Origin of the sequence: Photobacterium chitinilyticum (assembly GCF_004104355.1) — a bacterium.
GTDB lineage: Bacteria > Pseudomonadota > Gammaproteobacteria > Enterobacterales > Vibrionaceae > Photobacterium > Photobacterium chitinilyticum.
The window spans coordinates 124,114-148,290 of the sequence record NZ_RJLM01000014.1 but is presented as its reverse complement, the minus strand read 5'-3'; the positions used below and the strand labels follow the sequence as shown (position 1 = coordinate 148,290).

Below are 24,177 nucleotides of genomic sequence, written 5' to 3'. Positions count from 1 at the left end.
AAATCTGGTGCGTCTACCAATTCCGCCACTTCCGCATCAAGTGTTTTACATCATCCCGGTAGAGGGAGGATGGTGGCTACGACGGGATTCGAACCTGTGACCCCATCATTATGAGTGATGTGCTCTAACCAACTGAGCTACGTAGCCATTTTAGCTTCCTTCAGCAGGCCTGTTTGACTGGGCGCTGTCTCGGGAACGGGGCGCATTATGCTCATACCAGTTAGAAGCGTCAACAGTTTTTTTTAATATCTTCAGAAAACCCGTGTGTTCGATTGTTATTTGGACGAAATGGGCGAATGCCACACTCCATTGCTATTTTTGAACCGCAAATGACGATAATGAGAGGGTCGTTAGCATTTCTTAAAATTGTCGGGGAGATAAAAAATAAGCCAGCAACAATGCTGGCTTATTTCAAATTGACGCAAATGCTATGAGTGCATTGCGATGATGTTACACGTTGAAGCGGAAGTGAACGACATCACCATCTTTTACGATGTAGTCTTTACCTTCCAGACGCCATTTACCAGCTTCTTTTGCACCGCTTTCACCACGGAACTCGATGAAGTGGTCGTAGCCGACAACTTCGGCACGGATGAAGCCTTTTTCAAAGTCGGTGTGGATCTTACCGGCAGACTGCGGTGCAGTTGCACCAACAGGAATTGTCCATGCACGGACTTCTTTTACACCTGCGGTGAAGTAAGTCTGTAGCGTCAGTAGCTCATAGCCAGAACGGATCACGCGATTCAGACCCGGCTCTTCAATACCCATGTCAGCCAGGAACTCTTCACGGTCTGCGTCGTCAAGCTCTGCAATTTCAGATTCGATAGCGGCACATACTGCAACCACAACTGCATTTTCTTTTGCCGCATGCTCGCGAACCATATCGAGGTATTCGTTATCGTCGAAACCGTCTTCGCTTACATTCGCGATATACATTGTTGGTTTCACAGTAAGGAAGTGCAGGTAATCAATGGCTGCCAGTTCTTCTTTACTTAGATCGACTGAACGAACCATGCCGCCTTCAGTCAGAGTCGGAAGCAGCTTTTCAAGTACGGCTGTTTCGAATTTTGCATCGCTATCACCGCCTTTTGCTTTCTTTGCCTGGCGGAAAATTGCACGTTCACAGGTATCAAGATCGGCTAATGCCAGTTCAAGATTGATAACTTCAATATCTTCCAGCGGGTGGATTTTACCTGATACGTGAACAATGTTGTCATCTTCAAAGCAGCGAACAACGTGGCCGATTGCGTCTGTTTCACGGATATTCGCCAGGAATTTGTTACCCAGGCCTTCACCTTTCGAGGCACCGGCAACCAGGCCCGCGATATCAACGAATTCCATTGTCGTCGGTAGGATACGCTCTGGATTTACGATCTCCGCCAGTGCATCCAAACGAAGATCTGGCACAGGTACAACGCCGGTGTTTGGCTCGATAGTACAGAACGGGAAGTTTGCCGCTTCGATACCCGCTTTTGTTAAGGCGTTGAATAGTGTGGACTTACCTACGTTTGGCAGGCCGACGATTCCGCATTTAAAACCCATGGTTGGAAACCCTTTTGGTGATGATTCGGTGAAACAACTCTGCATATACAATGGCTGCCCACTGCAACGCGCAGAGTAATACTAAATTAGGAGTGACAACAATCATTCAGCCTTGAATGAATGGAGTCGATTTTGCGCCTTATTCAGGCCATCTTTCAGCAGGACATCCATACAGCGAACCGCTTCATCAACCGCTGCATCAATATTGCCCTGCTCTTTGGCCGGCGCCTTGCCCAGTACAAAACCGGACACTTTGTTTTTGTCGCCAGGGTGGCCGATACCGACACGCAGGCGATAGAAATCTTTGTTATTACCCATTTTGCTGATGATATCGCGCAGGCCGTTGTGACCGCCGTGACCACCGCCTTTTTTGAACTTTGCCACGCCCGGTGGTAAGTCCAGCTCATCATGCGCAACTAAGATCTCTTCTGGCTTGATCTGATAGAAATTAGCCAGTGCTGCCACGGATTTGCCGGATAGGTTCATAAACGTGGAAGGGATCAACAAGCGAAGATCATGGCCGTTGGCCTGAATCCGGCCAGTTTGGCCAAAGTATTTCGATTCTTCTCGTAGGCTAATGTTATGAACACGGGCCAGTTCTTCTACCACCCATGCACCCGCATTATGACGGGTATTAGCATACTCGGCACCAGGGTTTGCCAGGCCAACTAATAGACGAATATTGTTACTCACGCTAGTCTCTCAAGTCTTAGGGGCTTAAAACGCGCGCTATGTTATACCAAACCGAGCAAGATTGATATGTCCGGACGAAAAACGCCCCGCATGGTGCGGGGCGTTTGGATGATATCGCTATGCCGAACCGTTCGACAAACCGTTCGTATAGGGAGCTCTTAGTGCTCGAACATCGCAGAGATAGACTCTTCGTTGCTGATGCGACGGATCGCTTCAGCCAGCATGCCTGACAGGGTCAGTACAGATACGCGACCGGTATCGACTATTTCCTGAGTCAATGGGATAGAGTCAGTGACGATCACTTCGTCGATGACTGATTCACGGATGTTCTGAGGTGCGTTACCTGAGAATACTGGGTGAGTTGCGTAAGCAAATACACGCTTGGCGCCACGGTCTTTCAGTGCTTCGGCAGCTTTACACAGCGTACCACCGGTATCGATCATGTCGTCAACAATAATGCAGTCACGGCCTTCAACGTCACCAATCAGGTGCATCACCTGAGAAACGTTAGCGCGAGGACGACGCTTGTCGATGATCGCGATATCAGTGTCATCCAGCAGCTTGGCAATTGCACGTGCACGTACAACGCCGCCGATGTCTGGAGATACAACAACTGGATCTTCTAGTTTCTTCGCCAAAATATCTTCAAGCAGTACAGGGCTGCCGAAAACGTTGTCTACAGGGACATCGAAGAAGCCCTGGATTTGCTCTGCGTGCAGATCAACTGTCAGAACGCGGTCAACGCCAACGTTAGAAAGGAAATCAGCAACAACTTTTGCGGTAATTGGCACACGAGCAGAACGGACGCGGCGGTCTTGGCGAGCATAGCCGAAGTAAGGGATTACAGCGGTAATGCGGCCTGCGGAAGCACGGCGAAGTGCATCGATCATTACAACCAGTTCCATCAGGTTGTCATTGGTTGGCGCACAAGTAGATTGAATGATAAAAACGTCGCTACCACGAACGTTCTCATTAATCTGAACACAGACTTCACCGTCGGAAAAACGGTTAACTGTTGCGTCTCCTAAAGAGATGTAGAGACGGTCAGCAATGCGTTGGGCTAGTTCTGGTGTAGCGTTACCAGCAAACAGCTTCATATCAGGCACGGTGGAAACCTCAGGTTGCGTCCAAGTTGTAGTTACTGACAATCCGTAGAGTGTGCGTTCAAGGCTGTCAAAAGAGGAGATGTGTTGACACCTTTTGCGACGAATCCTTGGAGCCAGTTAGGTAATTTATTCAGTGTTGCAAGGGCATCTTGTTGAGTGCTAAATTCAGCAAACACACAAGCGCCAGTGCCAGTCAGTCTTGACGGCGCGTATTCTAACAGCCACGAAAGCGCCTTATCAACCTCGGGGTGCAGTCTTCTGACGATTTTTTCGCAATCGTTTTCGTAAACCCCCGCCAACAGGGCTCCCAATGTCCGCTTTTCCGTGTCACGAATTAATTCCGGATGGGTGAAAATATCAACAGTTGCAATGCTGACATCCGGTTTGGCAACTAAAAACCACTTCTCTTCTGGCTCTGCCGGCTGGAGTTTTTCCCCGACGCCCTCGGCAAATGCACTGATCCCCCGAACGAAAACCGGTACATCAGCGCCGAGCTTCAGGCCGATTTCGGCCAGTTCATCAACACTGAAATTGATTTGCCAGAGGTAGTTCAGCGCAACCAATGCGGTGGCTGCATCTGATGAACCGCCACCGAGGCCTCCCCCCATCGGCAGAATTTTATCAATATGGATCTCGGCGCCGGCATTTATCCCTGCGATACGGCGCAAGGCATCGGCTGCGCGGTAGATAAGGTTATCTTCGGTAGCTACGCCTTCAATGGCCGGGAACAGGCTGATAATACCGGAGTCGTTGGCAGTGATCGTCAGGGTATCGCTGTGATCCAGAAACTGAAACAGGGTCTGCAGCTCATGATAGCCATCGGGACGGCGGCCGGTGATGTAGAGAAACAAGTTTAGTTTTGCCGGTGCGGGCCAGCGAGTAGTGCGGGTTATCATAGTGTGGCTCATGGTCATTACGGTTGTTTAGCGGTGATTAGCCACTCATTGATAACGAGGGTAATACGTACATCCCCTTGTGACAGTATCATTCTTGTAGGCAGTGCCGGGGTCACCGAGTTGTCATATTCGTTGTAGTCCAGCTGCCAAAGCTGCTGGTCGATTTGCTTCGCCAGATAGGCAACACGGTTGTCGCCGTTTAGCTGATAGGTATCGGCGGCGGTTGGCAGGCCAATCAGCCAGTCACGCATTTGCTCTACCGGCAGATTAATATCGGTAAGTTGCTGAATAAGGCGTGAGGCATTGGTTCCCTGATAGGTTTTTCCATCATGGGAAATCAAGGTCGCACTCACTGGTGTCGCATCGAGTTTGAGCAGGGTTTTACCGAGGAAGTTGGTCAGTAGCAGGTGATCGGCCTGCGGAACGGTGCGCCACAGCAGGTTGGCACCGAAACGTTGTGTGCCTCTGTAACCAAGTCTGCCCTTGGCCTGGTACTGGCTCAATTGCTGGAGCGAAGCCTGATGGGATTCCCAGTCCAATGGAGGAGTGACAGGTGCCTGGCTGGCACAGCCGGAAAGAAGAAAAAGTAGTACAGAGAAACCAAGCAGGCGCTGTTTCGAGTGTAAATACAATCGAACAAATGAAATCGATGGCATAATTTATGATTAACTTGTGGGTTTAGGCAAACAATAGCGAGAATTGGACCATAATACCAACTGCAACAAGGAATTGCTGAGGGGACCTGAGCAATAAATGGTATTTAAATATCAACATTTGATCAGGAATGCCAGATTGATTGCGTTAGTTTTCTTTAATTACGCTGGGGCATCAAGTAAAATCCCGCCCTGGATCTTTTTCACCGGCGAAGTTGGTACACCGTCTCCATGACATTGCTTGCATTAGGAATAAATCATAAAACGGCTTCTGTGGATTTACGTGAGCGTGTTGCGTTTTCCCCGGAAAAGCTGACACAGGCATTGCAGCAGTTAGAAGCTCACCCGGAGGTGACAAGTGGCGTTATCGTCTCGACTTGCAACCGCACCGAGCTCTATTGTGACGTGACCCAGACCGGACCGGGCATCCTGATCGACTGGTTGACCAAGTTTCATCAACTCAGCGCTGAAGAGCTGATGCCGAGCTTGTATTTTCACGAGGAGCAGGCAGCAGTTCGACACTTAATGCGTGTGTCTTGCGGCCTTGATTCTTTAGTACTTGGTGAGCCACAGATCCTGGGGCAGGTAAAGCAATCTTATTCTGATGCCCGTGATTATGAGACCGTTCATGGCATGTTGGAAAAGTTGTTCCACAAGTCATTTACGGTAGCGAAGCGGGTGCGTACCGAGACAGACATTGGTGGCAATGCCGTATCGGTGGCGTTTGCTGCCTGCACTCTTGCCAAGCAAATCTTTGAATCGTTATCAGATGCCACGGTATTATTGGTCGGTGCGGGTGAAACCATCGAGTTGGTCGCTCGCCATTTGGTCGAACAAGGATGCAATAAGCTGATTGTGGCCAATCGGACTAAAGAGCGTGCCGACAATTTGGCCAAGGAATTTGGGGCCGAGGTGATTGGTCTGCCGGACATTCCTGACTATCTGCCCCGGGCAGATATTGTGATTAGTTCGACTGCAAGCCCGTTGCCGATCGTTGGCAAGGGAATGGTCGAGAAAGCGATTAAGGCACGTCGCCATCAGCCAATGCTGCTGGTGGATATAGCCGTTCCGCGAGATATCGAACCGGAAGTCGGCGAACTGAACGATGCTTATTTGTATACGGTCGATGACTTGCACAGCATCGTGGAAAAGAATCGCGAGCAACGCAAGGTTGCAGCGATTCAGGCCGAGGCCATTGTCAGTGAAGAAAGTGCAGCCTTCATGAGCTGGTTGCGTTCGTTGGAAGCTGTTGACAGCATTCGTCAGTATCGCTGCCATGCCGAAGATATCAAAACTGAACTACTAAGCCGTAGCCTTCAGGCTATAGCCAATGGCAGCGATCCAGAAAAAGTGTTGGCTGAATTGAGCAATAAGCTGACCAATAAATTGATTCACGCGCCAACTCGGGCAATGCAGCAGGCTGCTCATAATGGCGAGCCGGAGAAATTGGCCGTCATACGCGAGACTCTGGGATTAGAGTCGTTCAAAAATTAATATGAGGCAGGGCCGATGCGCACTGCCATGACCGGAACACAACAGTTAAGTCAATTATGAAATCTTCAATTTTAGTTAAATTAGAAACGCTGGTTGAGCGTTACGAAGAAGTCCAGCATCTGCTTAGTGATCCTGATGTGATCGGTGATCAGAATAAATTCCGAGCGCTTTCCCGTGAATACTCTCAGCTGGAAGAAGTAACCAAGTGTTTCCAGGCTTATCAGCAAGCGAAAGAGGATCTTGAAGCCGCTGAAGAGATGACGAAAGAAGATGATCCGGAAATGCGTGAAATGGCGCAGGAAGAAGTGAAGGAAACGAAAGCTGAAATCATCCGTCTTGAGGATGAGCTTCAGGTGCTTCTGATCCCGAAAGACCCGAACGATGAGCGCAACTGTTTTATCGAAATCCGAGCCGGAGCTGGTGGTGACGAAGCGGGTATTTTTGCCGGTGACCTGTTCCGCATGTACAGCAAGTATGCAGAGAGCCGTGGCTGGCGTATCGAAGTGATCAATGCGAACAACTCTGAGCAAGGTGGCTATAAAGAAATGGTCGCCAAAGTGAATGGCGAAGGCGTATACGGTGTGCTGAAATTTGAATCAGGCGGTCATCGTGTTCAGCGTGTACCGGCAACGGAATCTCAGGGCCGCGTTCACACTTCGGCTTGTACGGTTGCGGTTCTTCCTGAAGTACCGGAAGCCGAAATCCCAGAAATCAATGCAGGTGATCTGAAAATTGATACCTTCCGGGCCTCGGGCGCGGGCGGTCAGCACGTTAACACCACCGACTCTGCAATCCGTATTACCCACCTGCCAACTGGCATTGTGGTGGAGTGTCAGGACGAGCGTTCCCAGCACAAGAACAAGGCCAAGGCAATGTCAGTACTGGCGGCGCGTATTATTAAAGCTGAAGAGGAACGACGTCATGAAGCAGAAGCAAGTACTCGTCGTAACCTACTAGGGTCGGGTGACCGATCTGACCGAATCCGTACCTACAACTACCCGCAGGGCCGTGTATCTGATCACCGTATCAACCTAACTCTCTATCGTCTGAACGAGGTTATGGAGGGTGATATGGATACCCTGATCCAACCAGTGTTGCAGGAGCACCAGGCTGATCAGCTAGCAGCCATGGCTGAACAGAACTAATGCCATTGAGCATTGAAGTACTGCTGAAGCAGACTGTTCAGCAGCTTATTGATGCGGGCTCCGAAAGCCCGCAACTGGATGCTGCTGTATTGCTGTGTTTTGTGCTGGATAAGCCTCGCAGTTATTTGCTGACCTGGCCGGAAAAAACACTCGACAGTGAGCAAGCTGCTGCTTTCGATGCCGTTTTGTCTCGCCGTCTGGCGGGAGAACCCATTGCGTATATCGTCGGTGAGCGGGAGTTTTGGTCATTGTCACTGAAAGTTGCGCCACATACCCTGATCCCGCGTCCTGACACCGAACGTTTGGTGGAGCTGGCATTGGAAAAAGTGCCTACGGAGCCTTGTTCTGTACTCGATTTGGGCACAGGGACGGGAGCGATAGCCCTGGCGATCGCCTCGGAACGCCCTGAACTGAGTGTAACCGGTATCGACTTGCGTCCGGAAGCTGCTCAGCTGGCGTTGGAAAACAGTCAGAATCTACACATTACTAATACCCGCTTCCTGTCCGGAAGCTGGTACAGTCCGCTGACACCTGACGATCGTTTTGCCGTTGTTGTCAGCAACCCCCCCTACATTGATAAAACTGACCCTCACCTCGAACAGGGCGATGTGCGTTTTGAGCCTAAGAGCGCTTTGGTGGCAGAAGAGAACGGCCTGTCTGATATTCGTATCATCAGCGATCAGAGCCGCTTGTATTTGCAACCGGGCGGCTGGCTGCTGATGGAACATGGCTTTGAACAAGGTGAAGCGGTAAGGGCTATTTTACTGGAACTGGGATATAACCAGGTCTCAACAGCACAGGATTATGCCGGCCTAGATCGGGTAACCATGGGTTGTTGGCAAGGATAGAGAGAGAAAATTATATGTACGCTGCGTTTAAACATCTCCACATGGTGGCAATTGCTCTGAGTGTTTTGCTGTTTGTTGTTCGCTATTGTCTGATGATGGCGAATTCATCGCTGCTCGAGAAAAAATACTTAAAGATCACCCCCCATGTCGTTGATACCATTCTGTTACTAACCGGCATTGCGCTTATTTTCATCACCGGTGTTATTCCGTTTACGGAATCCGGAAACTGGCTGACCCAGAAGCTGAGCTGCGTACTGGCATATATCGCTTTGGGCTTTTTCACGCTGAAATACGGTAAAAACAAAGTATTCAAGACCTTTGCTTTTTTCGGTTCGCTAGGTTGGGTGATGGCGGCTGCAAACATTGCAACGACTAAGTCATCATTTCTGGGGTAATCATGTTACGTTTTACTGATGAAGAATTAGAGCAGATGGCGCTAGTGGAAGGTGCTCTGGAAATGACAGCGGAAATTGATCCAGCGTTTCCAGCCGGCTGGGTCCGGCTACAGCTCAAAAAGCTGGCCCAGGAGGCGGAACACGCCTTGATGGATGAGATGAATCCGCACCTGCGTCTGGAAGGTCTTATCCGTCTGTTTTACCGCGAGTGGGGTTTTCGTGGCGACCAGCAGCAGTATTTTTCTTCGGAAAATGTCTTTCTTGACAAAGTACTGGAACGTAAGAAAGGCATCCCTGTCAGCCTAGGGGCGATATTTCTCTACCTTGCACACCACCTTGAGCTGTCGGTCAGCAGTGTGGGTTTTCCGACCCAGTTTATTCTCAAGGTTAGCTGGTATGACGGCGAGCATCAGTACATCAACCCATTTGACGGTGAGTTCCTGAGCAAGCGGACAATGGGCGCTTGGCTGAAAGGTCATCGTGGCCCGTTTACCGAACTGCGCCAAGAGCATCTGGACGAAGCGGACAATACCGATATTTTGACTCGTTGGCTGACGGTCATGAAAAGTGCCCTGTTACGCGAAGAACACTTTGCCGATGCGCTGCGCTGCAGTGATATGGCGCTGGAGTTTAGCCCTGGCGACCCGCACGAAATTCGGGATCGAGGCTATATTTACCAGCAGCTGGAATGCAGCCATGTTGCGGCGATGGATTATGAGTATTTTATCGAGCAATGTCCGGAAGATCCTGCGGCGGAATTACTGAAGCTACAGGTACAGGCACTCAACGAAGAGCCTCTGACCCTGCATTGATAATGATAGTGGCAATAAATTCGGAGGTAATAGCCGAGTCTCGGCAGTGGTTATTACGTCAATATACAGAATGAGAAGAGAGAATATGATGGAACAGAAAGTTGTTCGAGTTGGTGATATAGATGTTGCCAATGACAAGCCGTTTGTCTTGTTTGGTGGTATGAACGTACTTGAATCTCGCGATATGGCTATGCAGATCTGTGAGAAGTACGTGGAAGTGACCGACAAACTCGGTATTCCTTACGTGTTTAAGGCGTCTTTTGACAAAGCCAACCGCTCTTCCGTTCACTCTTACCGTGGGCCGGGGATGGAAGAAGGCCTGAAGATCTTCCAGGAACTGAAAGATACGTTTGGCGTGAAGATCATTACAGACATTCATGAGCAGTATCAGGCACAGCCTGTTGCTGATGTTGTCGATGTTATTCAGCTTCCCGCTTTCCTTGCTCGCCAGACAGATCTGGTTGAGACAATGGCGAAAACCGGCGCGGTGATCAACGTGAAGAAGCCTCAGTTTATGAGCCCTGGTCAGGTTGGTAATATCGTTGAAAAATTTGCTGAGTGCGGCAACGAGAACATCATTCTTTGCGAACGTGGCGTATTACACGGCTATGATAATCTCGTTGTTGATATGCTGGGCTTCGATGTGATGAAGAAGGCGTCTAAAGGCAGCCCGATCATTTTTGATGTCACCCATGCCCTGCAGTGCCGTGATCCGCAGGGTGCGGCATCAGGTGGCCGTCGTGAACAAACCATTGACCTTGCTCGTTCAGGTATTGCGACAGGGATCGGCGGTCTGTTTATGGAAGCTCATCCGACACCGGATCAGGCGCGCTGCGATGGTCCTTCAGCCTTCCCGCTAGATAAACTTGAGCCGTTCCTGGCTCAGATCAAGCAGCTGGATGATCTGATCAAGAGCTTCGAGCCAATCGAAATCAAATAAGCGATATCACTCCTGATAATGCGCGGCCCAGTAGATATTCCTGCTGGGCCGTTGTTTTTTTGAGCGATTTTGGCGTAGATTAAAAAAATACAATTTGTAAAAATTTAGTGGTTCCATCTATCTATGGTTGTCTGTGTGGTGATATTGATTATCCATTGCGATAATGCTGGTTCATCTACCTGTCTTACGGCTAGAAACAGAGCGAGAAGTTTGCCGTTTGCTTTGTGAGACTTTAATTCTGCATCTGTATACTCCTCACCGAGTAAAATTTTGTAGAAGTAGGGTGTTACGTGTCATTATCTCAAGATATACCTATGAGTCATTCGGAGCCGACGGTTTCTAGCTGGAGCAAACACGATTCAAGCTGGATGCTGAGCTTGTTTGGTACCGCAGTGGGAGCCGGTATTTTGTTCCTGCCGATCAATATCGGTGTCGGGGGTTTCTGGTCATTGGTGATCATGGCCCTGTTGGCCGGGCCGATGACATTTCTTGCCCACCGCGGATTATCTCGCTTCGTACTGTCGTCATCCAAGCCGGATGCAGATTTTACCGATGTGGTAGAAGAACACTTTGGTGTCAGCTCAGGGCGCCTTATTTCCTTGCTGTATTTTCTCTCTATTTTTCCTATCCTGTTGATCTATGGTGTTGGCCTGACCAATACGGTCGATAGCTTTATTGTTAACCAGCTGGGGATGGCTTCTCCACCGCGGATAGTGCTTTCGGGTATTTTGGTATTCGGCATGATTGCTATCATGATGGCTGGCGAAAAAGTGATGCTGAGAGTGTTTGAGGTGATTGTCTACCCGCTCGCGGCCATTCTGGCTGGTTTATCGCTCTATTTGATACCAAACTGGCAGATGCCGGATCTGATGACTTTGCCTGAATGGGGAAGCTTTTCTATCACGCTGTGGCTTGCAGTGCCGGTGACAGTATTTGCTTTTAGCCACGCAGCTGCGATCTCCAGCTTTGCCAATGCTCAGCGCCGCCACTATGGTGGGGATGCCGGGCAAAAATCCGATCAGATCCTTAAACGCACTTCGGTGATGCTTATTTCCTTCGTATTGTTCTTTGTCTTTTCATGTGTACTGAGCCTGAGCCCGGCACAGCTACTGGAAGCCAAAGCGCAGAATGTCTCGGTTCTGTCTTACCTGGCCAATGTTCACAATAGCCCGTTTATCGTTGCGTTAGGCCCATTGATTGCCTTTATTGCGATCTCTTCTTCTTTCCTCGGCCATTTCATGGGGGCACGCGAAAGCCTGAACGGTATGCTGCAGAAGCAGACCAGCCTGGCACCGTCGAAACTGGACAAGCTTGGGATCGTGTTTATGTTCTTTGCTATCTGGTTCGCCGCAGTAATGAACCCGAGTATCCTGGGAATGATGGAAGCGTTGTCCGGTCCCGTAATTGCGATGATCCTGTTCATCATGCCAATGCTGGCGGTATACAAGGTCGATGCGTTGAAAGCGCACCGTGGCAAATTCAGTACAATCTTTATTTTAGTGATGGGACTGCTGGCGGTATCAGCGATTGTGTTTAACCTGATTTAATCAAGCGGTTCATCTATCACCATAAAAAAAGCGCCGATGTTGGTACCAACATCGGCGCTTTTTGTTCGTGCGTTATGCCATTACAGCTTAAAGCGGTTGATTTCCTGCTGCAGTTCATGTGACAGGTGCGATAGCTCGGCAGCTTGTTTTGCGGCCTCATCGGCTTCGACAGCCAGTTCGTTGGATACGTCGCGGATCCCTTCGGTGTTGCGAGTGATTTCAGACGTCACCGAAGACTGCTCCTCGGCCGCAGAAGCAATTTGAGTCGCCATATCACTGATATTGGTTACTGCGCTGTTGATCTGGGACAGGCTGGCAGACGCTGCACTCGCATCATCGACACTGGTTTCGGCCAAGCGACGGCTGTCTTCCATAATGCCCACAGCACGACCGGTAGTCTGCTGCAGGGTTTCGATCATCTGCTGGATTTCCTGTGTCGAGGCATGAGTACGCTGGCTAAGAACGCGTACCTCGTCGGCAACCACGGCAAAACCGCGACCTTGCTCACCGGCACGGGCAGCTTCAATGGCGGCATTCAGTGCCAGCAGGTTGGTCTGCTCGGCAATACCTTGAATCGTCGATAGGATAGTGTTGATGCTCTGGGCATGGGTATTGAGCTCGCCAATCACATCGGTAGCCGTGTCGACTTCGCTGGCAAGGCCTGTAATAGACTGCTGGCTCTGACTAACCTGAACAGAGCCGTGCTCTGATACTTCGACTGTTTCGCTTGAGGTGCGAGCGGTATTGTCCGCATTGCCGGCAATTTCCTGGGTAGCTGCTGCCATCTCGTTGATCGCTGTCGCCACCATGTTGATTTCGTCTTGTTGGTGCTGAATGCGGGTACTACGCTCTTCAGCCTGCGAGGCCGTAATGTGAGCCTGCTGGGTCAGCGAGCTGGATACTTCCTGCAGACGCGAGACCATGCCGTGCATATTACCGACAAAGCGGTTGAAGTTATGAGCCAGTTGGCCAACTTCGTCATCGCTGCGAGGATCAAGACGCTGGGTCAGATCGCCTTCGCCGGTCGCAATTTCTGCCAGAGCCTGGGAAACTCGGCCCAAGTCGCGGAAAAGAAAGCCGACTAACCATGCAACAGCACTTACCACAATCAGGGTAATAATAATTGATGTGATAATAAGTTGGCGCAGAAGGCTGCTATGGCTGGCTTCTTCGGTTGTGCGGTCCATCTCAAGGCCAAGGATCCAGTCAGTGCCCGGAACATTGGCAAAATGGAGTAATTTCTCTTGGCCGTTAATGGTAACCGTTTCAATGCGGTTGGCCTGAATCGCTGATTCAATACGAGCCATATTCAGTTCGCTGCTGTAGCGGTTGATTGGCTGAAGCAGCAGCGATTCGTCAGGGTGGGCAAGGAAGGTATTATCCTGCTTGTTAAGCAGCATGGCGTAGGCGTTTTTGCCGACATCAAGGTTGATAACATCATTGATCAGCTGGTCGATCAATACGTCGGCACCGACGACCCCTACCATTGCTCCGTTTTTCATCACCGGCTCGGCAATCGTTACAAGTAGTGCATTGGTAATTGCATCCTGGTAGGCCGTTGTAATGATTTGGGTACCGGCATTTTGGGCGTCGCGATACCAAGGGCGGGTGCGAGGATCATAGTCGGCACGGTTACGTTCTGGGTGTGAACGATACATCCCTCCCGCAGGTGTACCTAAAAAGATATCGTCAAAGTCGCCGGCCTTACGAGCCTGCTGAAGAAATGGGACGACATTGGCTTCGGTGCTGTAGTCATTGAAAGCACTGGCAATATCACTGCGGATTGATACCCACTCTGAAATGCCTTCGGTTGCTGCTGCGGAAAGGCTGTCGGCACGTGCGTTGATGCCGCTGCGGGTTTGCTCAAAAAGCTGATCGGCAGCTAGCCAGGTCAGGGCTGCCGCCATGACAACCACTGCAGATAAGCTGGCACCTATGAGTTTTTGTTTTAAGGATAATTTCATTTTTATTCAGTCTAAAGGGCAAAAGGTAGGGGATATTAGTTGGCTCGAATTTTATAGATATTTTGACCAACATGCACGAAAAAGTGACATGAGTCATGTTATGGGTAACAGGTTGAATATTAATGTGTTTTTTTTGACGCACAATGGTTGGCGGGGTCAAAAAAATGCCACCGCTGCGTATCGCAGTGATGGCATATTTTTGTTACTAAACTGACTATGAGTGCAATATGGTTAGTATGTTTTATAGCTTAAAGCGCGCTATCTCTTTTTGTAAACTTGCCGAGAGCTCGGAGAGCTGAATTGCCTGCTCGCTGGCGTCACTTGCTTCATGCGCTAGCTGATCAGAGACTTCCCTGACAGCCTCGGTGTTGCGGGTGATCTCAGACGTAACCAGCGACTGCTCTTCGGCCGCCGAGGCTATCTGAGTCGCCATATCACTAATCTGGTTGACCGACTGGGTGATGTGGCTGAGGCTTGTACTGGCAGAGGCTGCATCGGTGACGCTGGTTTCGGCCAACAGCTTGCTGTCATTCATGATCGAGACTGCTTCGGTCGTCGTTTGCTGCAGGGTTTCGATAGTCAGCTGGATTTCCTGAGTCGAGGAATGGGTTCGTTGGCTGAGAATGCGAACCTCGTCGGCAACAACGGCAAAGCCTCGTCCTTGTTCACCGGCACGGGCGGCCTCAATCGCTGCATTGAGCGCCAGTAGGTTGGTCTGCTCGGCGATATCCTGAATCGTGGAAAGAATACTATTAATATTCAGTGCATGTTGATTTAGCGCCTTGATCACATCTGTTGCAGTATCGACTTCATGGGCCAAATTGCTGATCGAGTGCTGGCTCTTGCCTACCTCCTCGGCACCGAGCTGGGCATGGGATACGGTTTGCTCTGATGTCTGGGCTGTACTTTCTGCATTGTTGGCTATTTCCTGGGTGGCGGTGGCCATTTCCGTAATTGCTGTCGCCACCATATTTATTTCGTCTTGCTGTTGCTGAATCCGCTGGCTGCGTTGCTGGGCCTGATCTGCCGTATCATGAGCCTGATCCGCGAGTGAACCGGACATGTGACTCAAGCGGCTGATCATCCCATGCATATTGTCCAAAAAGCGGTTGAAGTTGTTGGCGAGCTGGCCAATTTCGTCATTGCTGTGTGGCTGCAAGCGCTGGGTCAAGTCGCCTTCGCCATTGGCAATATCTGCCAGTGCAATGGAAACCTTGCCTAAATCCCGGAACAGGTAATTCACGAGCATTGATACCGCCACTAGCGCAATCAGAGTGCCTATGATGCCAGTGGCAATTAGGCTTTTCAGTAATTGGTTATGGCTGGCTTCTTCTGTCGCCCGATCCATCTCGACAGCGAAAATCCAGTTGCTGTTATCAATTCCACCGAAATAGATCAGCTTTTCCTGATTGTTTTGTTCAAAAATTTGAATGCTTTGCTCAGTCATTGCCGAGTTAACTTTGCTTGTTGTTAGCTCGGGGGCAAGGTTGGTTAGAGGCTGAAGCGTAAGCTGACTTTTGTGGTAAGCCAAAATATTACCTTGCTGGGTCAGTAGCATCGCGTTGGCATTCTGTCCGACATCATAGCCAGTGATGGTAGCCTGTAAGTAGTCTAGGGTGATATCTGCGCCAATGACCCCAATCTTTTGGCCATTGAGGAGCACTGGAACAGAAAAAGTTAGCATCGCCTTGCCATCAGCAGTGCCTTTATAGGGCGCTGACGTGCTGACTGTTGAAGCGGTTAGCGCTTGTTGGTACCAACCGCGAGTTCTCGCATCAAAGTTGCTTAATGGAGTGGTAAGGTTGCCATCCATAAACAGTTTGCCGTCCAAATCAGCAAAGAACACATCATTGAATTGACCAATTTCTTTGGCTTGTTTCATTACGGTGTGTAGTTGTTCCCGGTTGGATATACGCCCGGTAGACCCTACGATTGTTTTGTGTTCTTCAAGCCAGTAGCCAACGGCGTCGGTAGCAATATTGGTGAGGCTGGTGGCGCGGGAATAAATACCGCTCCGGCTTTGGGAAAAAAGCTCATAGGAGGCTAACCATATTAGCCCCCCGGCAATAATGATAATGGCAGAGAAAACACATCCGAGTAATTTATGTTTTAGTGTTAGTTTCATTGAGGCTGTCTATTTATAGTATAGGGTTCTGTATATAATATCGTTATAGGGTGAAAGTTCCATCAAATTTATTGTGAGTGCATAGTAATTATTTTGCATATAGTTTGCGCTGGGGGATAGTTATGGTATTCAAGCTGATTGTAGATGTTTAGACGTCTAGATGTTGACACCTCCAGGGGGACGTTCTAGTCTAGGGCAAATTCTAAAATAGATGTCCTATAGTCATCATGTCGAACACAACACAACCACTTAATTCAATCAATACTCCGTCAGCACTGGCGTTGCTGCCGCTGGGTATTTTTCTTGCACTATTTATTGGCGTCGGTAGCTACCTGACAATGCAAGGGGTAGATTTTGCTTTCTATCAGTTACCAGCACCTGTTGCGGCCCTACCTGCTGTTATTGTGGCCTTGCTGCTGAGCAAAGAGAAACTCAACAAGGCAATTGAACAATTCCTGCGAGGTGTCGGCCATAGCGATATTATCGCTATGTGTATGATTTACCTGCTAGCTGGCGCATTTGCATCAGTTGCCAAAGCGACCGGTGGTGTTGATGCGACGGTTAACTTTGGTTTGTCGATGTTGCCTGCGAGCATGATTTTGCCGGGGATCTTTGTGATTTCGGCATTCATTGCTACGGCGATGGGTACCTCGATGGGCACTATTGCCGCGGTTGCCCCTGTTGCTCTGGGGATAGCCCAAGCTGCCGGAATGGATGTTGCACTTACTGCGGGGGTTGTACTGAGTGGTGCGATGTTCGGTGACAACCTGTCGATTATTTCGGATACGACGATTGCTTCGACCCGCTCTCAGGGTTGCCAGATGAAAGACAAGTTCCGCGAGAACATCCGTATTGCCCTTCCGGCAGCGATCATTGCCGTCGTATTGTTTATGTTCAGCAGTACACCGACAGAGGTGCCGGCGGCAACAGATGTCGAATGGCTGAAGGTGCTGCCGTATATTACTATCTTGGTACTGGCAGTGTCGGGGCTTAATGTCTTCGTGGTGCTGAGCATTGGTATTCTACTGGCAGGTGGCGTCGGGCTGTTTGCTGCTCCAGAATATAGCCTGTCTTCTTATAGCCAGGATATTTATGCCGGTTTTGGCAATATGCAGGAAATCTTCCTGCTCTCAATGCTTATTGGCGGCATTAGTGAATTGATGCGCCAGCAGGGCGGACTCGCTTATCTGACCCAGTTAATTAGCCGTATTATTCGCGTCTTTAGTAAAGACCATACCCAGGGACAGAATTTACGAGCCAGTGAATTGGGTATTGCCGGCTTGGTGAGCCTGACGAACTGCTGTACGGCGAACAACACCGTGGCGATTATTGTTTCAGGCGGCGTGGCAAAAGAGCTGGCAGTAGAGAATGGCGTTACACCGCGCCGCTCGGCCAGTTTGCTGGATATTTTTTCCTGTGTTGTGCAGGGCGTGTTGCCTTACGGTGCGCAGGCGCTATTGCTAGGTTCGGTGTTTGGCTTGTCGCCACTCGAAGTGGTTAGCCATTCTTACTACTGTTTCTTCCTAGCGATTGCGGCCGTTGTAGCGGTGTTTGTTAAGCATCCCGCTCGCCAACTGGCCAGTGCCTGAGTAACTGGTCACTGAACTTGATAGAGTTGTAAAAAAAGCCCGAAAGTGTATCAAATGCCTCGCAACTGCGAGGCATTTTTTTGCGCGTAATCAGGTGTTAGTGAAAATTCCTTGGCAGTATGGTGATCTGGCCAACAGATTTATGAAATCAACAGAAAACTGATCATTGTTTAATTTAAACTTGCGCTTATTGTAACAATATAAACAGCTACTTATACCTTACCAAGGATGAGTGGTAGCAAGTGGTAATGCCAAGCGAAAGAGTAAAATAGAGTCTTTTGAAATAGTCGCGAAAGGCCGGCTCCCGCATTGCTTGGCATCATAATAATATTTAATGGTTAAGGGGATCCCCATGAAGCAACGCTTATTTGCCAAAACAGCTTTAACAGCTGCAGTACTGGCTACTCTATCTGGTTGTGCGAACCAGGCAGATACTACGGCACCGTCTTGGCAGGCTGACGAAACATATAAACTGACAATTCTTCATACCAATGACCATCACGGTCGTTTCTGGCAGAACAAATACGGTGAGTACGGCATGGCCGCTCGCAAGACACTGCTTGACCAGATCCGTACCGAAGTGGCTGCTCAAGGTGGTACAACGTTGCTTCTGTCAGGTGGTGATATCAATACCGGTGTTCCTGAGTCTGATCTACAAGACGCAGAACCAGATTTCAAAGGCATGAACATGCTAGGTTACGATGCAATGGCATTGGGTAACCATGAATTTGACAACCCGCTAGAAGTATTACGCAAGCAGGAAGAGTGGGCTGAGTTCCCTATGCTATCGGCGAACATCTACGATAAAGAAACGGGCGAGCGCTTGTTCCAGCCGTACCAGATCTTTGAGCAGCAGGGTATCAAGATTGCTGTTATCGGTCTGACAACCGAAGATACGGCTAAGATTGGTAACCCTGAATATATTGGCGGCGTAGATTTCCGTGATCCGAAAGCCGAAGCTAAGAAGCTGATCGCTGAACTAGAAGAGACTGAGAAGCCAGATGTGATCATCGCTGCGACTCACATGGGTCACTATGAAAATGGTAACCGTGGTGTGAACGCGCCGGGTGATGTGGCGCTGGCTCGTTATGTCGACGAAGGCGATCTGGACATGATTGTAGGCGGTCACTCGCAAGAGCCTGTCTGCATGGAAGGTCCGAATATGTACAACAAGAACTTCAAGCCGGGCGATGAGTGTCAGCCCGATCAGCAGAACGGCACCTGGATTGTACAGGCTCACGAGTGGGGCAAGTATGTTGGCCGTGCTGATTTTGAATTTAAAAATGGTGAACTGCAGATGGTCAGCTATGACCTGATCCCGGTAAACCTGAAGAAAAAAGTGAAGCTGGCGGACGGTAGCAAGAAGCGTGTCTTCATTGAAGATGAGATTTCTCAGAACGATGAAGTGAAAACATTCCTTCAGCCTTTCCAGGAGCGCGGCCAGGAACAGTTGAATGTCAAGATTGCTCAGTCAAACGGCAAGCTTGAAGGTGACCGTAATGTCGTGCGTTTCCAGCAGACTAACCTGGGTCGCCTGATTGCAGCTTCTCATATGCAGCGTGCAAAAGCTGACTTTGCAGTGATGAACTCTGGTGGTGTTCGTGATTCTATTGCTGCCGGTGATATCACTTACAAAGACGTTCTGACCGTACAGCCATTTGGCAATATCGTGACTTATACGGATATGAGCGGTGCGGAAGTGATGGATTACCTGAATGTGGTAGCAACCAAGCCTATTGATTCAGGTGCCTTCGCTCAGTTCTACGGTATTTCCATGACTGTTCAGAACGGTAAAGTGAGTAATGTCAAAGTAGGTGGCAAGCCTCTGAGCCTGACTGAAACTTACCGTTTCACCATTCCTAGCTTCAATGCTGCCGGTGGTGACGGCTATCCGAAAGTTGCAGGTCACCCAGGCCATGTAAACACCGGCTTTGTTGATGCTGAAGTGCTTAAAGAGTACCTACAGGCAAACAGCCCGATTGATGTGAACAAGTTTGCGCCTAAGGGTGAGATGGTTTACAAATAACCCTGTCGACAGAAATGCATGTAATTGCATTTCTGTATGACTCTGAGCCTCGGCACTATGCCGGGGCTTTTTTTATGCAGATAGTTTTTTATTGTCGATGGTTTTTTATTGCAGCTCGGTTGGATATATTGATCCTCTATGAGCTAACTTTTCAGAGATAACAATGACGCCAGCAATTAACTTAGCGAAAAAACAGAAAGTCGATTATACCGTTCACCAGTATGACCATGATCCTGCCAATACCAATTTTGGCCTGGAGGCGGCACAGGTCTTGGTGCAGGATCCAAGCCGAGTTTTCAAGACGCTGTTATTTGCATTGAACGGCGATCCCAAGAAGTTGGCTGTCGCGATTGTCCCGGTTGCCGGTATGCTGGATCTCAAGGCAGCAGCCAAAGCTGCGGGGGGCAAAAAGGCTGATATGGCCGATCCTCAAATTGCAGAAAAGACAACTGGATACATTGTAGGGGGCATCAGCCCTTTGGCGCAGAAGAAGCGTTTGCCTACCTACCTTGATGCGTCAGCTGAACAGTTCGACACTATCTGCGTAAGTGCAGGACGACGTGGTCTGGAAATTGAACTGGCGCCGAATGACTTGTTATCGTTGACGCGAGGAAGCTTCGCGCCGATCGCCAAAAATGCCAACGGCTAACCAAATGCAGCTAGGCCTTTATGATCAAGCATATTAATTTAAACCTGCTTCGTACGCTTCAAGTCTTGCTTGATGAGTGCCATGTCAGCAGGACGGCAGCCCGACTTTATATCACCCAGTCGGCGGTTAGCCGCCAGCTTAACCAGTTAAGGGAGTTGTTCAATGATCCCTTGTTGGTAAGGGACGGAAATCGCCTGTTTCCGACCCCAAAGGCTGAGCAGCTTAAGCTAAAATTGGATGGGGTATTGACCGAGTGCCAAGAGCTGTTTGCCTGCGATGAGTTTGAGCCGACAGCCTGGCAGGGAAAAGTTGTTATGTCGTCATCTGATTATGTGGCGCAGTATATTCTGCCTGACATCGTGGAACTGCTTCAGCAGCAGGCTCCCCTGCTCCGCCTTTCTTTCCAGCTATGGTCTCCCGATCGGTTAGCTCAACTGGCAGAGCTGGATATCCAGCTTGTCTCTACGATGCTGCCTCAGATCCCGCCGGGGCTGTGTGGCTGTTCTATCGGAGCGGATTATCCGGTGTGTGTGATGCGTAATGAGCATCCGCTGGCAAACAAAGAGTCTTTGACTCTCGATGAGTTCGTAAATTATAACCATCTGAAAGTCTCGGGCGGAGGAGATAAAGACAGCTTTGTCGATCAACACCTCACAGAGCTCGGACTGACACGGAATATCCAGTTTTCGGTTCCTTTTTTCGGCTCTGCCTTTCACACTGTTTGCCGTACAGACATGCTTATGGTGCTCCCAGAGCATATTGCATTCAATATGAAGCTTATGTTTCCAGTTACTTACATGTCGTTGCCGATACCCGCTCCCGAGCACAAATATTGGCTGCTATGGCACCCAAGGTTTGATAATGATCCCGCCCATTGCTGGTTAAGAGAGCAGGTGCTGGCAGTCATGCGCGGATCTATGTATTCCATCACTATGACTTAAAATCATAGCGGTGATGATTTCTTTTGATTTCAGCTAATAGCTTCTGGCTGTTACCTTGAGTGTCAGTTTAAGGAGTAGATGATGACATTCAGTATTTGGCTTTCGCTATTAATGATCTGTATGCTCGGCGCGATGTCGCCGGGCCCAAGCTTGGCGGTTGTCGCCAAGCATAGTCTGGCCGGGGGAAGGCTGCATGGTGTAGTGACTTCCTGGGCCCATGCCTTCGGTGTCGGAATTTATGCATTGCTGACATTGCTTGGTCTTGCTGTCGTGCTCAGGCAGTCTCCGATGCTGTTTTCGGTGATCACCTACGCAGGGGCTGCTTATCTTGCTTATCTTGGTATGAATGCTCTGCGATCTAAAGGTGGTGTTGCCGCTAAGCTGGCGGCAGGCAAGCAGGTCAACTTAAGAACCGCTGCACGTGACGGCTTGATGATTTCACTGTTAAACCCAAAACTGGCTTTGTTTTTTCTGGCTTTGTTTAGTCAGTTTGTGGCCGTTGGGACAGAGATCACCAGTCGAGCGGTAATAGTGGCAACGCCACTATTAGTTGACGGGCTCTGGTATACGCTGATTGCTTTTGTGCTTTCTAATCCGAAGGTATTGGATAAGTTACGACTCAAGGCTCAGTTGATTGACCGACTATCAGGTATTGTTTTGATTTTGCTGGCATTGCGGGTTGTCATAATGGCGTAGCAAATACAGATAATAAGAAGAGGAGCCTAGGCTCCTCTTTTTTTGTTGCGTGATATGTTCTATCGGTTAGCTTTGTCGCTTCTGGTGCCGTTCACGGTTTTCCAGCTTGCGCTCGGGACTTTTCTTGATCATGACATACAAGGCTCCATTCCCTCCGTGTTGGCGTAAGGCGGAATGAAAACACATGACATCGGCAATTTGTTCCAGCCAGGTGGCAACATAGCTTTTCATGAGAGCGGGAGGATTTGATCGCTCGCCCTTGCCATGAACAATAATCACTGTACGTATATCCATACGCTGGCACTGCTTGAGAAAGTGCAGTACTTCGTCGCGGGCTTGTTTTAGTGTCTTGCGGTGTAAATCAAGCCGAGCCTGAATTTCATATTTACCAAGGCGGAGCTTACGGAAAACACCTTCCTGAACGCCATCACGTTTAAATTCAATCATGTCGTCAGGCTTGAGCATGGTTGCGTGATCGAGTGATAGGTATTCTGGATCGCTGTCCGATAGAGTTTGCGCAGCAAGTCGACGGGCGAGATGAGCGTCAGTAACCTGATGCTTGTGAGCGGTTTCTATTTGGTCTTGCTTGATTGGCGAAACATCGGCCATCATCTCACGAAAGAGATCGAGTTCATCGGAATCTGACATGGTGGTACGGAATTTGATTACGGTGAGATCATTATACTCTTTTCACTTAATGACCAAAAGAAATCCAGGGTCAAGACCGACACTTTGACCCTGGTGCAAGCAAATTACTTTGCTAATTGGCTCTAGTGAGGAGAAGGTGCCGACAGCACTTTGTAGACAAAGTAGCCACCGAAAAATAACATTAATCCCAAGGTTATGAAGATCACGATCATTGAAGACAGTCCGACGGCATTGCCAAATAGAAGATCTAGCCAAAAATCCATGTTAACTCCTTTAAGTCGTGGGATAATGGCTTAAAGATAACTAATGAAACGAAAATGTTATGATGATCTGGATCAATGGTAGGCGCATTGTTTAACAACTGTTCTAAAGGTGAGTCTGAGATCACTTAACTGTTAGTTTTTTCTTAGTTTTGATGCTTAGATGAGCAAACGAATTCAGAACAGAAAAAAATGCGGCTTAATACTTGCGTAAATTTAACTGGCGAGTATTATAAGCGGCCTCAGCAGTGATACTGCTGGTGATTCGTCAGTGAATGGCGCAGCTTGGTAAGCATCCTAATTTTAGGAATAGCGGACCAGAGGGCGACCCTACACAGGGTATACTGAGAATCAGAATGTCGGTGAATAGCGCAGCTTGGTAGCGCATCTGGTTTGGGACCAGAGGGTCGGGGGTTCGAATCCCTCTTCACCGACCACTYTTCAATCTGTTGGGCATTGCCGGGCAGAATCATCGGATACGATGTYAAACATATAAAGTCGGTGAATAGCGCAGCTTGGTAGCGCATCTGGTTTGGGACCAGAGGGTCGGGGGTTCGAATCCCTCTTCACCGACCACTTTTCAATCTGTTGGGCATTGCCGGGCAGAATCATCGGATACGATGTTAAACATATAAAGTCGGTGAATAGCGCAGCTTGGTAGAGCATCCTGATTTTAGGAATAGCGGACCAGAGGGCGACCCTTGGCAGGGTTCACCAAAAGCCAATATGTCGGTGAATAGCGCAGCTTGGTAGCGCATCTGGTTTGGGACCAGAGGGTCGGGGGTTCGAATCCCTCTTCACCGACCACTATTTAAAAGCCTCGTCTTCGGACGAGGCTTTTTTCGTTTCAGACTTTCAAAAGTCTAGGTGTGCAGGTGCGAGAATAGCGCAGCTTGGTAGTGCATCGCATGCTCTTGTTAAAGGTGGACCWGAGGGTCGGGGGTTCCCTGATACCTTGAACTGGCTCTTCACCGACCACTATTTAAAAGCCTCAACTGCGCGTCCCGGTCCGGACGAGGCTTTTTTCGTTTCAGACTTTCAAAAGTCTAGGTGTGCAGGTGCGAGAATAGCGCAGCTTGGTAGTGCATCGCATGCTCTTGTTAAAGGTGGACCAGAGGGTCGGGGGTTCCCTGATACCTTGAACTGGCTCTTCACCGACCACTATTTAAAAGCCTCAACTGCGCGTCCCGGTCCGGACGAGGCTTTTT

At 49.3% G+C, this 24,177-nt stretch carries 21 protein-coding genes and 4 tRNA genes; 15 read left to right on the top strand and 10 right to left on the bottom strand.

Annotated features, from left to right (window positions below):
* Window positions 1-70 precede the first annotated feature (70 nt).
* The 6 genes from EDI28_RS21975 to lolB form a co-directional block, all read right to left on the bottom strand.
* Window positions 71-147 (bottom strand) — tRNA-Met (locus tag EDI28_RS21975).
* 303 nt (window positions 148-450) lie between these two features.
* Window positions 451-1,542, bottom strand: a complete 1,092-nt coding sequence (gene ychF, locus EDI28_RS21970) for a redox-regulated ATPase YchF (RefSeq protein WP_128786022.1) — start codon at window positions 1,540-1,542, stop codon at window positions 451-453.
* Between the two features lie 102 nt (window positions 1,543-1,644).
* Window positions 1,645-2,235, bottom strand: coding sequence for an aminoacyl-tRNA hydrolase (gene pth, locus EDI28_RS21965; protein WP_128786021.1), 591 nt, complete (start codon window positions 2,233-2,235; stop codon window positions 1,645-1,647).
* 158 nt (window positions 2,236-2,393) lie between these two features.
* On the bottom strand, window positions 2,394-3,341 hold the full coding sequence (locus EDI28_RS21960) for a ribose-phosphate pyrophosphokinase (RefSeq protein WP_128786020.1): 948 nt from the start codon (window positions 3,339-3,341) through the stop codon (window positions 2,394-2,396).
* A gap of 32 nt (window positions 3,342-3,373) precedes the next feature.
* Window positions 3,374-4,237, bottom strand: coding sequence for a 4-(cytidine 5'-diphospho)-2-C-methyl-D-erythritol kinase (ispE, locus tag EDI28_RS21955; protein ID WP_428431560.1), 864 nt, complete (start codon window positions 4,235-4,237; stop codon window positions 3,374-3,376).
* A 17-nt stretch (window positions 4,238-4,254) separates the two neighbouring features.
* Complete coding sequence (gene lolB, locus EDI28_RS21950) at window positions 4,255-4,893, bottom strand: lipoprotein insertase outer membrane protein LolB (RefSeq protein ID WP_128786018.1); 639 nt, start codon at window positions 4,891-4,893, stop codon at window positions 4,255-4,257.
* 228 nt (window positions 4,894-5,121) lie between these two features.
* Here lolB and hemA point away from each other — a divergent pair, with 228 nt between their 5' ends.
* From hemA to EDI28_RS21915, 7 genes are all read left to right on the top strand, one after another.
* On the top strand, window positions 5,122-6,384 hold the full coding sequence (hemA, locus tag EDI28_RS21945; protein WP_128786017.1) for a glutamyl-tRNA reductase: 1,263 nt from the start codon (window positions 5,122-5,124) through the stop codon (window positions 6,382-6,384).
* A 56-nt stretch (window positions 6,385-6,440) separates the two neighbouring features.
* Window positions 6,441-7,529, top strand: coding sequence for a peptide chain release factor 1 (gene prfA, locus EDI28_RS21940; protein ID WP_128786016.1), 1,089 nt, complete (start codon window positions 6,441-6,443; stop codon window positions 7,527-7,529).
* Window positions 7,529-8,377 carry a peptide chain release factor N(5)-glutamine methyltransferase gene (prmC, locus tag EDI28_RS21935; protein ID WP_128786015.1) on the top strand — a complete coding sequence of 283 codons (849 nt, stop codon included), beginning with the start codon at window positions 7,529-7,531 and terminating at the stop codon, window positions 8,375-8,377. Before prfA ends, prmC begins: the two co-directional genes overlap by 1 nt.
* Before the next feature lie 14 nt (window positions 8,378-8,391).
* On the top strand, window positions 8,392-8,772 hold the full coding sequence (locus tag EDI28_RS21930) for a SirB2 family protein (RefSeq protein WP_128786014.1): 381 nt from the start codon (window positions 8,392-8,394) through the stop codon (window positions 8,770-8,772).
* A 2-nt stretch (window positions 8,773-8,774) separates the two neighbouring features.
* Window positions 8,775-9,584: a SirB1 family protein gene (locus EDI28_RS21925; protein ID WP_128786013.1), complete on the top strand. Its 810-nt coding sequence runs from the start codon at window positions 8,775-8,777 to the stop codon at window positions 9,582-9,584.
* An 85-nt stretch (window positions 9,585-9,669) separates the two neighbouring features.
* Window positions 9,670-10,524, top strand: coding sequence for a 3-deoxy-8-phosphooctulonate synthase (gene kdsA, locus EDI28_RS21920; protein ID WP_199287477.1), 855 nt, complete (start codon window positions 9,670-9,672; stop codon window positions 10,522-10,524).
* A gap of 314 nt (window positions 10,525-10,838) precedes the next feature.
* Window positions 10,839-12,071 carry an aromatic amino acid transport family protein gene (locus EDI28_RS21915; protein ID WP_128786012.1) on the top strand — a complete coding sequence of 411 codons (1,233 nt, stop codon included), beginning with the start codon at window positions 10,839-10,841 and terminating at the stop codon, window positions 12,069-12,071.
* An 80-nt stretch (window positions 12,072-12,151) separates the two neighbouring features.
* Here EDI28_RS21915 and EDI28_RS21910 read toward each other — a convergent pair whose 3' ends face one another.
* Together EDI28_RS21910 and EDI28_RS21905 are read right to left on the bottom strand one after the other, a co-directional pair.
* Complete coding sequence (locus EDI28_RS21910; protein ID WP_128786011.1) at window positions 12,152-14,035, bottom strand: methyl-accepting chemotaxis protein; 1,884 nt, start codon at window positions 14,033-14,035, stop codon at window positions 12,152-12,154.
* Window positions 14,036-14,276: 241 nt separating this feature from the next.
* On the bottom strand, window positions 14,277-16,160 hold the full coding sequence (locus tag EDI28_RS21905) for a methyl-accepting chemotaxis protein (RefSeq protein WP_128786010.1): 1,884 nt from the start codon (window positions 16,158-16,160) through the stop codon (window positions 14,277-14,279).
* Window positions 16,161-16,387: 227 nt separating this feature from the next.
* Here EDI28_RS21905 and EDI28_RS21900 point away from each other — a divergent pair, with 227 nt between their 5' ends.
* From EDI28_RS21900 to EDI28_RS21880, 5 genes are all read left to right on the top strand, one after another.
* Window positions 16,388-17,749, top strand: coding sequence for a Na+/H+ antiporter NhaC family protein (locus EDI28_RS21900; RefSeq protein WP_128786009.1), 1,362 nt, complete (start codon window positions 16,388-16,390; stop codon window positions 17,747-17,749).
* A gap of 352 nt (window positions 17,750-18,101) precedes the next feature.
* Complete coding sequence (gene ushA, locus EDI28_RS21895) at window positions 18,102-19,775, top strand: bifunctional UDP-sugar hydrolase/5'-nucleotidase UshA (protein ID WP_128786008.1); 1,674 nt, start codon at window positions 18,102-18,104, stop codon at window positions 19,773-19,775.
* A 163-nt stretch (window positions 19,776-19,938) separates the two neighbouring features.
* Window positions 19,939-20,424 carry a Cys-tRNA(Pro) deacylase gene (gene ybaK / locus EDI28_RS21890; RefSeq protein ID WP_128786007.1) on the top strand — a complete coding sequence of 162 codons (486 nt, stop codon included), beginning with the start codon at window positions 19,939-19,941 and terminating at the stop codon, window positions 20,422-20,424.
* Window positions 20,425-20,444: 20 nt separating this feature from the next.
* Window positions 20,445-21,365, top strand: a complete 921-nt coding sequence (locus tag EDI28_RS21885) for a LysR family transcriptional regulator (RefSeq protein ID WP_438942812.1) — start codon at window positions 20,445-20,447, stop codon at window positions 21,363-21,365.
* 81 nt (window positions 21,366-21,446) lie between these two features.
* Window positions 21,447-22,061, top strand: coding sequence for a LysE family translocator (locus EDI28_RS21880; protein WP_128786006.1), 615 nt, complete (start codon window positions 21,447-21,449; stop codon window positions 22,059-22,061).
* Between the two features lie 66 nt (window positions 22,062-22,127).
* Here EDI28_RS21880 and smrA read toward each other — a convergent pair whose 3' ends face one another.
* Together smrA and EDI28_RS21870 are read right to left on the bottom strand one after the other, a co-directional pair.
* Window positions 22,128-22,709, bottom strand: coding sequence for a DNA endonuclease SmrA (smrA, locus tag EDI28_RS21875; protein WP_128786005.1), 582 nt, complete (start codon window positions 22,707-22,709; stop codon window positions 22,128-22,130).
* Between the two features lie 122 nt (window positions 22,710-22,831).
* Entirely contained in the window at window positions 22,832-22,972 is a 141-nt protein-coding gene (locus EDI28_RS21870) for a DUF3149 domain-containing protein (protein WP_006232775.1), read from the bottom strand.
* Window positions 22,973-23,329: 357 nt separating this feature from the next.
* Here EDI28_RS21870 and EDI28_RS21865 point away from each other — a divergent pair.
* From EDI28_RS21865 to EDI28_RS21855, 3 genes are all read left to right on the top strand, one after another.
* Window positions 23,330-23,406: transfer RNA gene (locus tag EDI28_RS21865), tRNA-Pro, on the top strand.
* 62 nt (window positions 23,407-23,468) lie between these two features.
* Window positions 23,469-23,545: transfer RNA gene (locus EDI28_RS21860), tRNA-Pro, on the top strand.
* A 154-nt stretch (window positions 23,546-23,699) separates the two neighbouring features.
* A tRNA-Pro gene (locus tag EDI28_RS21855) sits at window positions 23,700-23,776 on the top strand.
* The last annotated feature ends 401 nt before the right edge of the window (window positions 23,777-24,177 follow it).

Coding starts and splice junctions, on each gene's coding strand:
- ychF (WP_128786022.1), bottom strand. CDS start 1,542: ATGGGTTTTAAATGCGGAATCGTCGGCCTGCCAAACGTAGGTAAGTCC.
- ispE (WP_428431560.1), bottom strand. CDS start 4,237: ATGATAACCCGCACTACTCGCTGGCCCGCACCGGCAAAACTAAACTTG.
- lolB (WP_128786018.1), bottom strand. CDS start 4,893: ATGCCATCGATTTCATTTGTTCGATTGTATTTACACTCGAAACAGCGC.
- hemA (WP_128786017.1), top strand. CDS start 5,122: ATGACATTGCTTGCATTAGGAATAAATCATAAAACGGCTTCTGTGGAT.
- prfA (WP_128786016.1), top strand. CDS start 6,441: ATGAAATCTTCAATTTTAGTTAAATTAGAAACGCTGGTTGAGCGTTAC.
- prmC (WP_128786015.1), top strand. CDS start 7,529: ATGCCATTGAGCATTGAAGTACTGCTGAAGCAGACTGTTCAGCAGCTT.
- EDI28_RS21930 (WP_128786014.1), top strand. CDS start 8,392: ATGTACGCTGCGTTTAAACATCTCCACATGGTGGCAATTGCTCTGAGT.
- EDI28_RS21925 (WP_128786013.1), top strand. CDS start 8,775: ATGTTACGTTTTACTGATGAAGAATTAGAGCAGATGGCGCTAGTGGAA.
- kdsA (WP_199287477.1), top strand. CDS start 9,670: ATGATGGAACAGAAAGTTGTTCGAGTTGGTGATATAGATGTTGCCAAT.
- EDI28_RS21915 (WP_128786012.1), top strand. CDS start 10,839: ATGAGTCATTCGGAGCCGACGGTTTCTAGCTGGAGCAAACACGATTCA.
- EDI28_RS21910 (WP_128786011.1), bottom strand. CDS start 14,035: ATGAAATTATCCTTAAAACAAAAACTCATAGGTGCCAGCTTATCTGCA.
- EDI28_RS21905 (WP_128786010.1), bottom strand. CDS start 16,160: ATGAAACTAACACTAAAACATAAATTACTCGGATGTGTTTTCTCTGCC.
- EDI28_RS21900 (WP_128786009.1), top strand. CDS start 16,388: ATGTCGAACACAACACAACCACTTAATTCAATCAATACTCCGTCAGCA.
- ushA (WP_128786008.1), top strand. CDS start 18,102: ATGAAGCAACGCTTATTTGCCAAAACAGCTTTAACAGCTGCAGTACTG.
- ybaK (WP_128786007.1), top strand. CDS start 19,939: ATGACGCCAGCAATTAACTTAGCGAAAAAACAGAAAGTCGATTATACC.
- EDI28_RS21885 (WP_438942812.1), top strand. CDS start 20,445: ATGATCAAGCATATTAATTTAAACCTGCTTCGTACGCTTCAAGTCTTG.
- EDI28_RS21880 (WP_128786006.1), top strand. CDS start 21,447: ATGACATTCAGTATTTGGCTTTCGCTATTAATGATCTGTATGCTCGGC.
- smrA (WP_128786005.1), bottom strand. CDS start 22,709: ATGTCAGATTCCGATGAACTCGATCTCTTTCGTGAGATGATGGCCGAT.
- EDI28_RS21870 (WP_006232775.1), bottom strand. CDS start 22,972: ATGGATTTTTGGCTAGATCTTCTATTTGGCAATGCCGTCGGACTGTCT.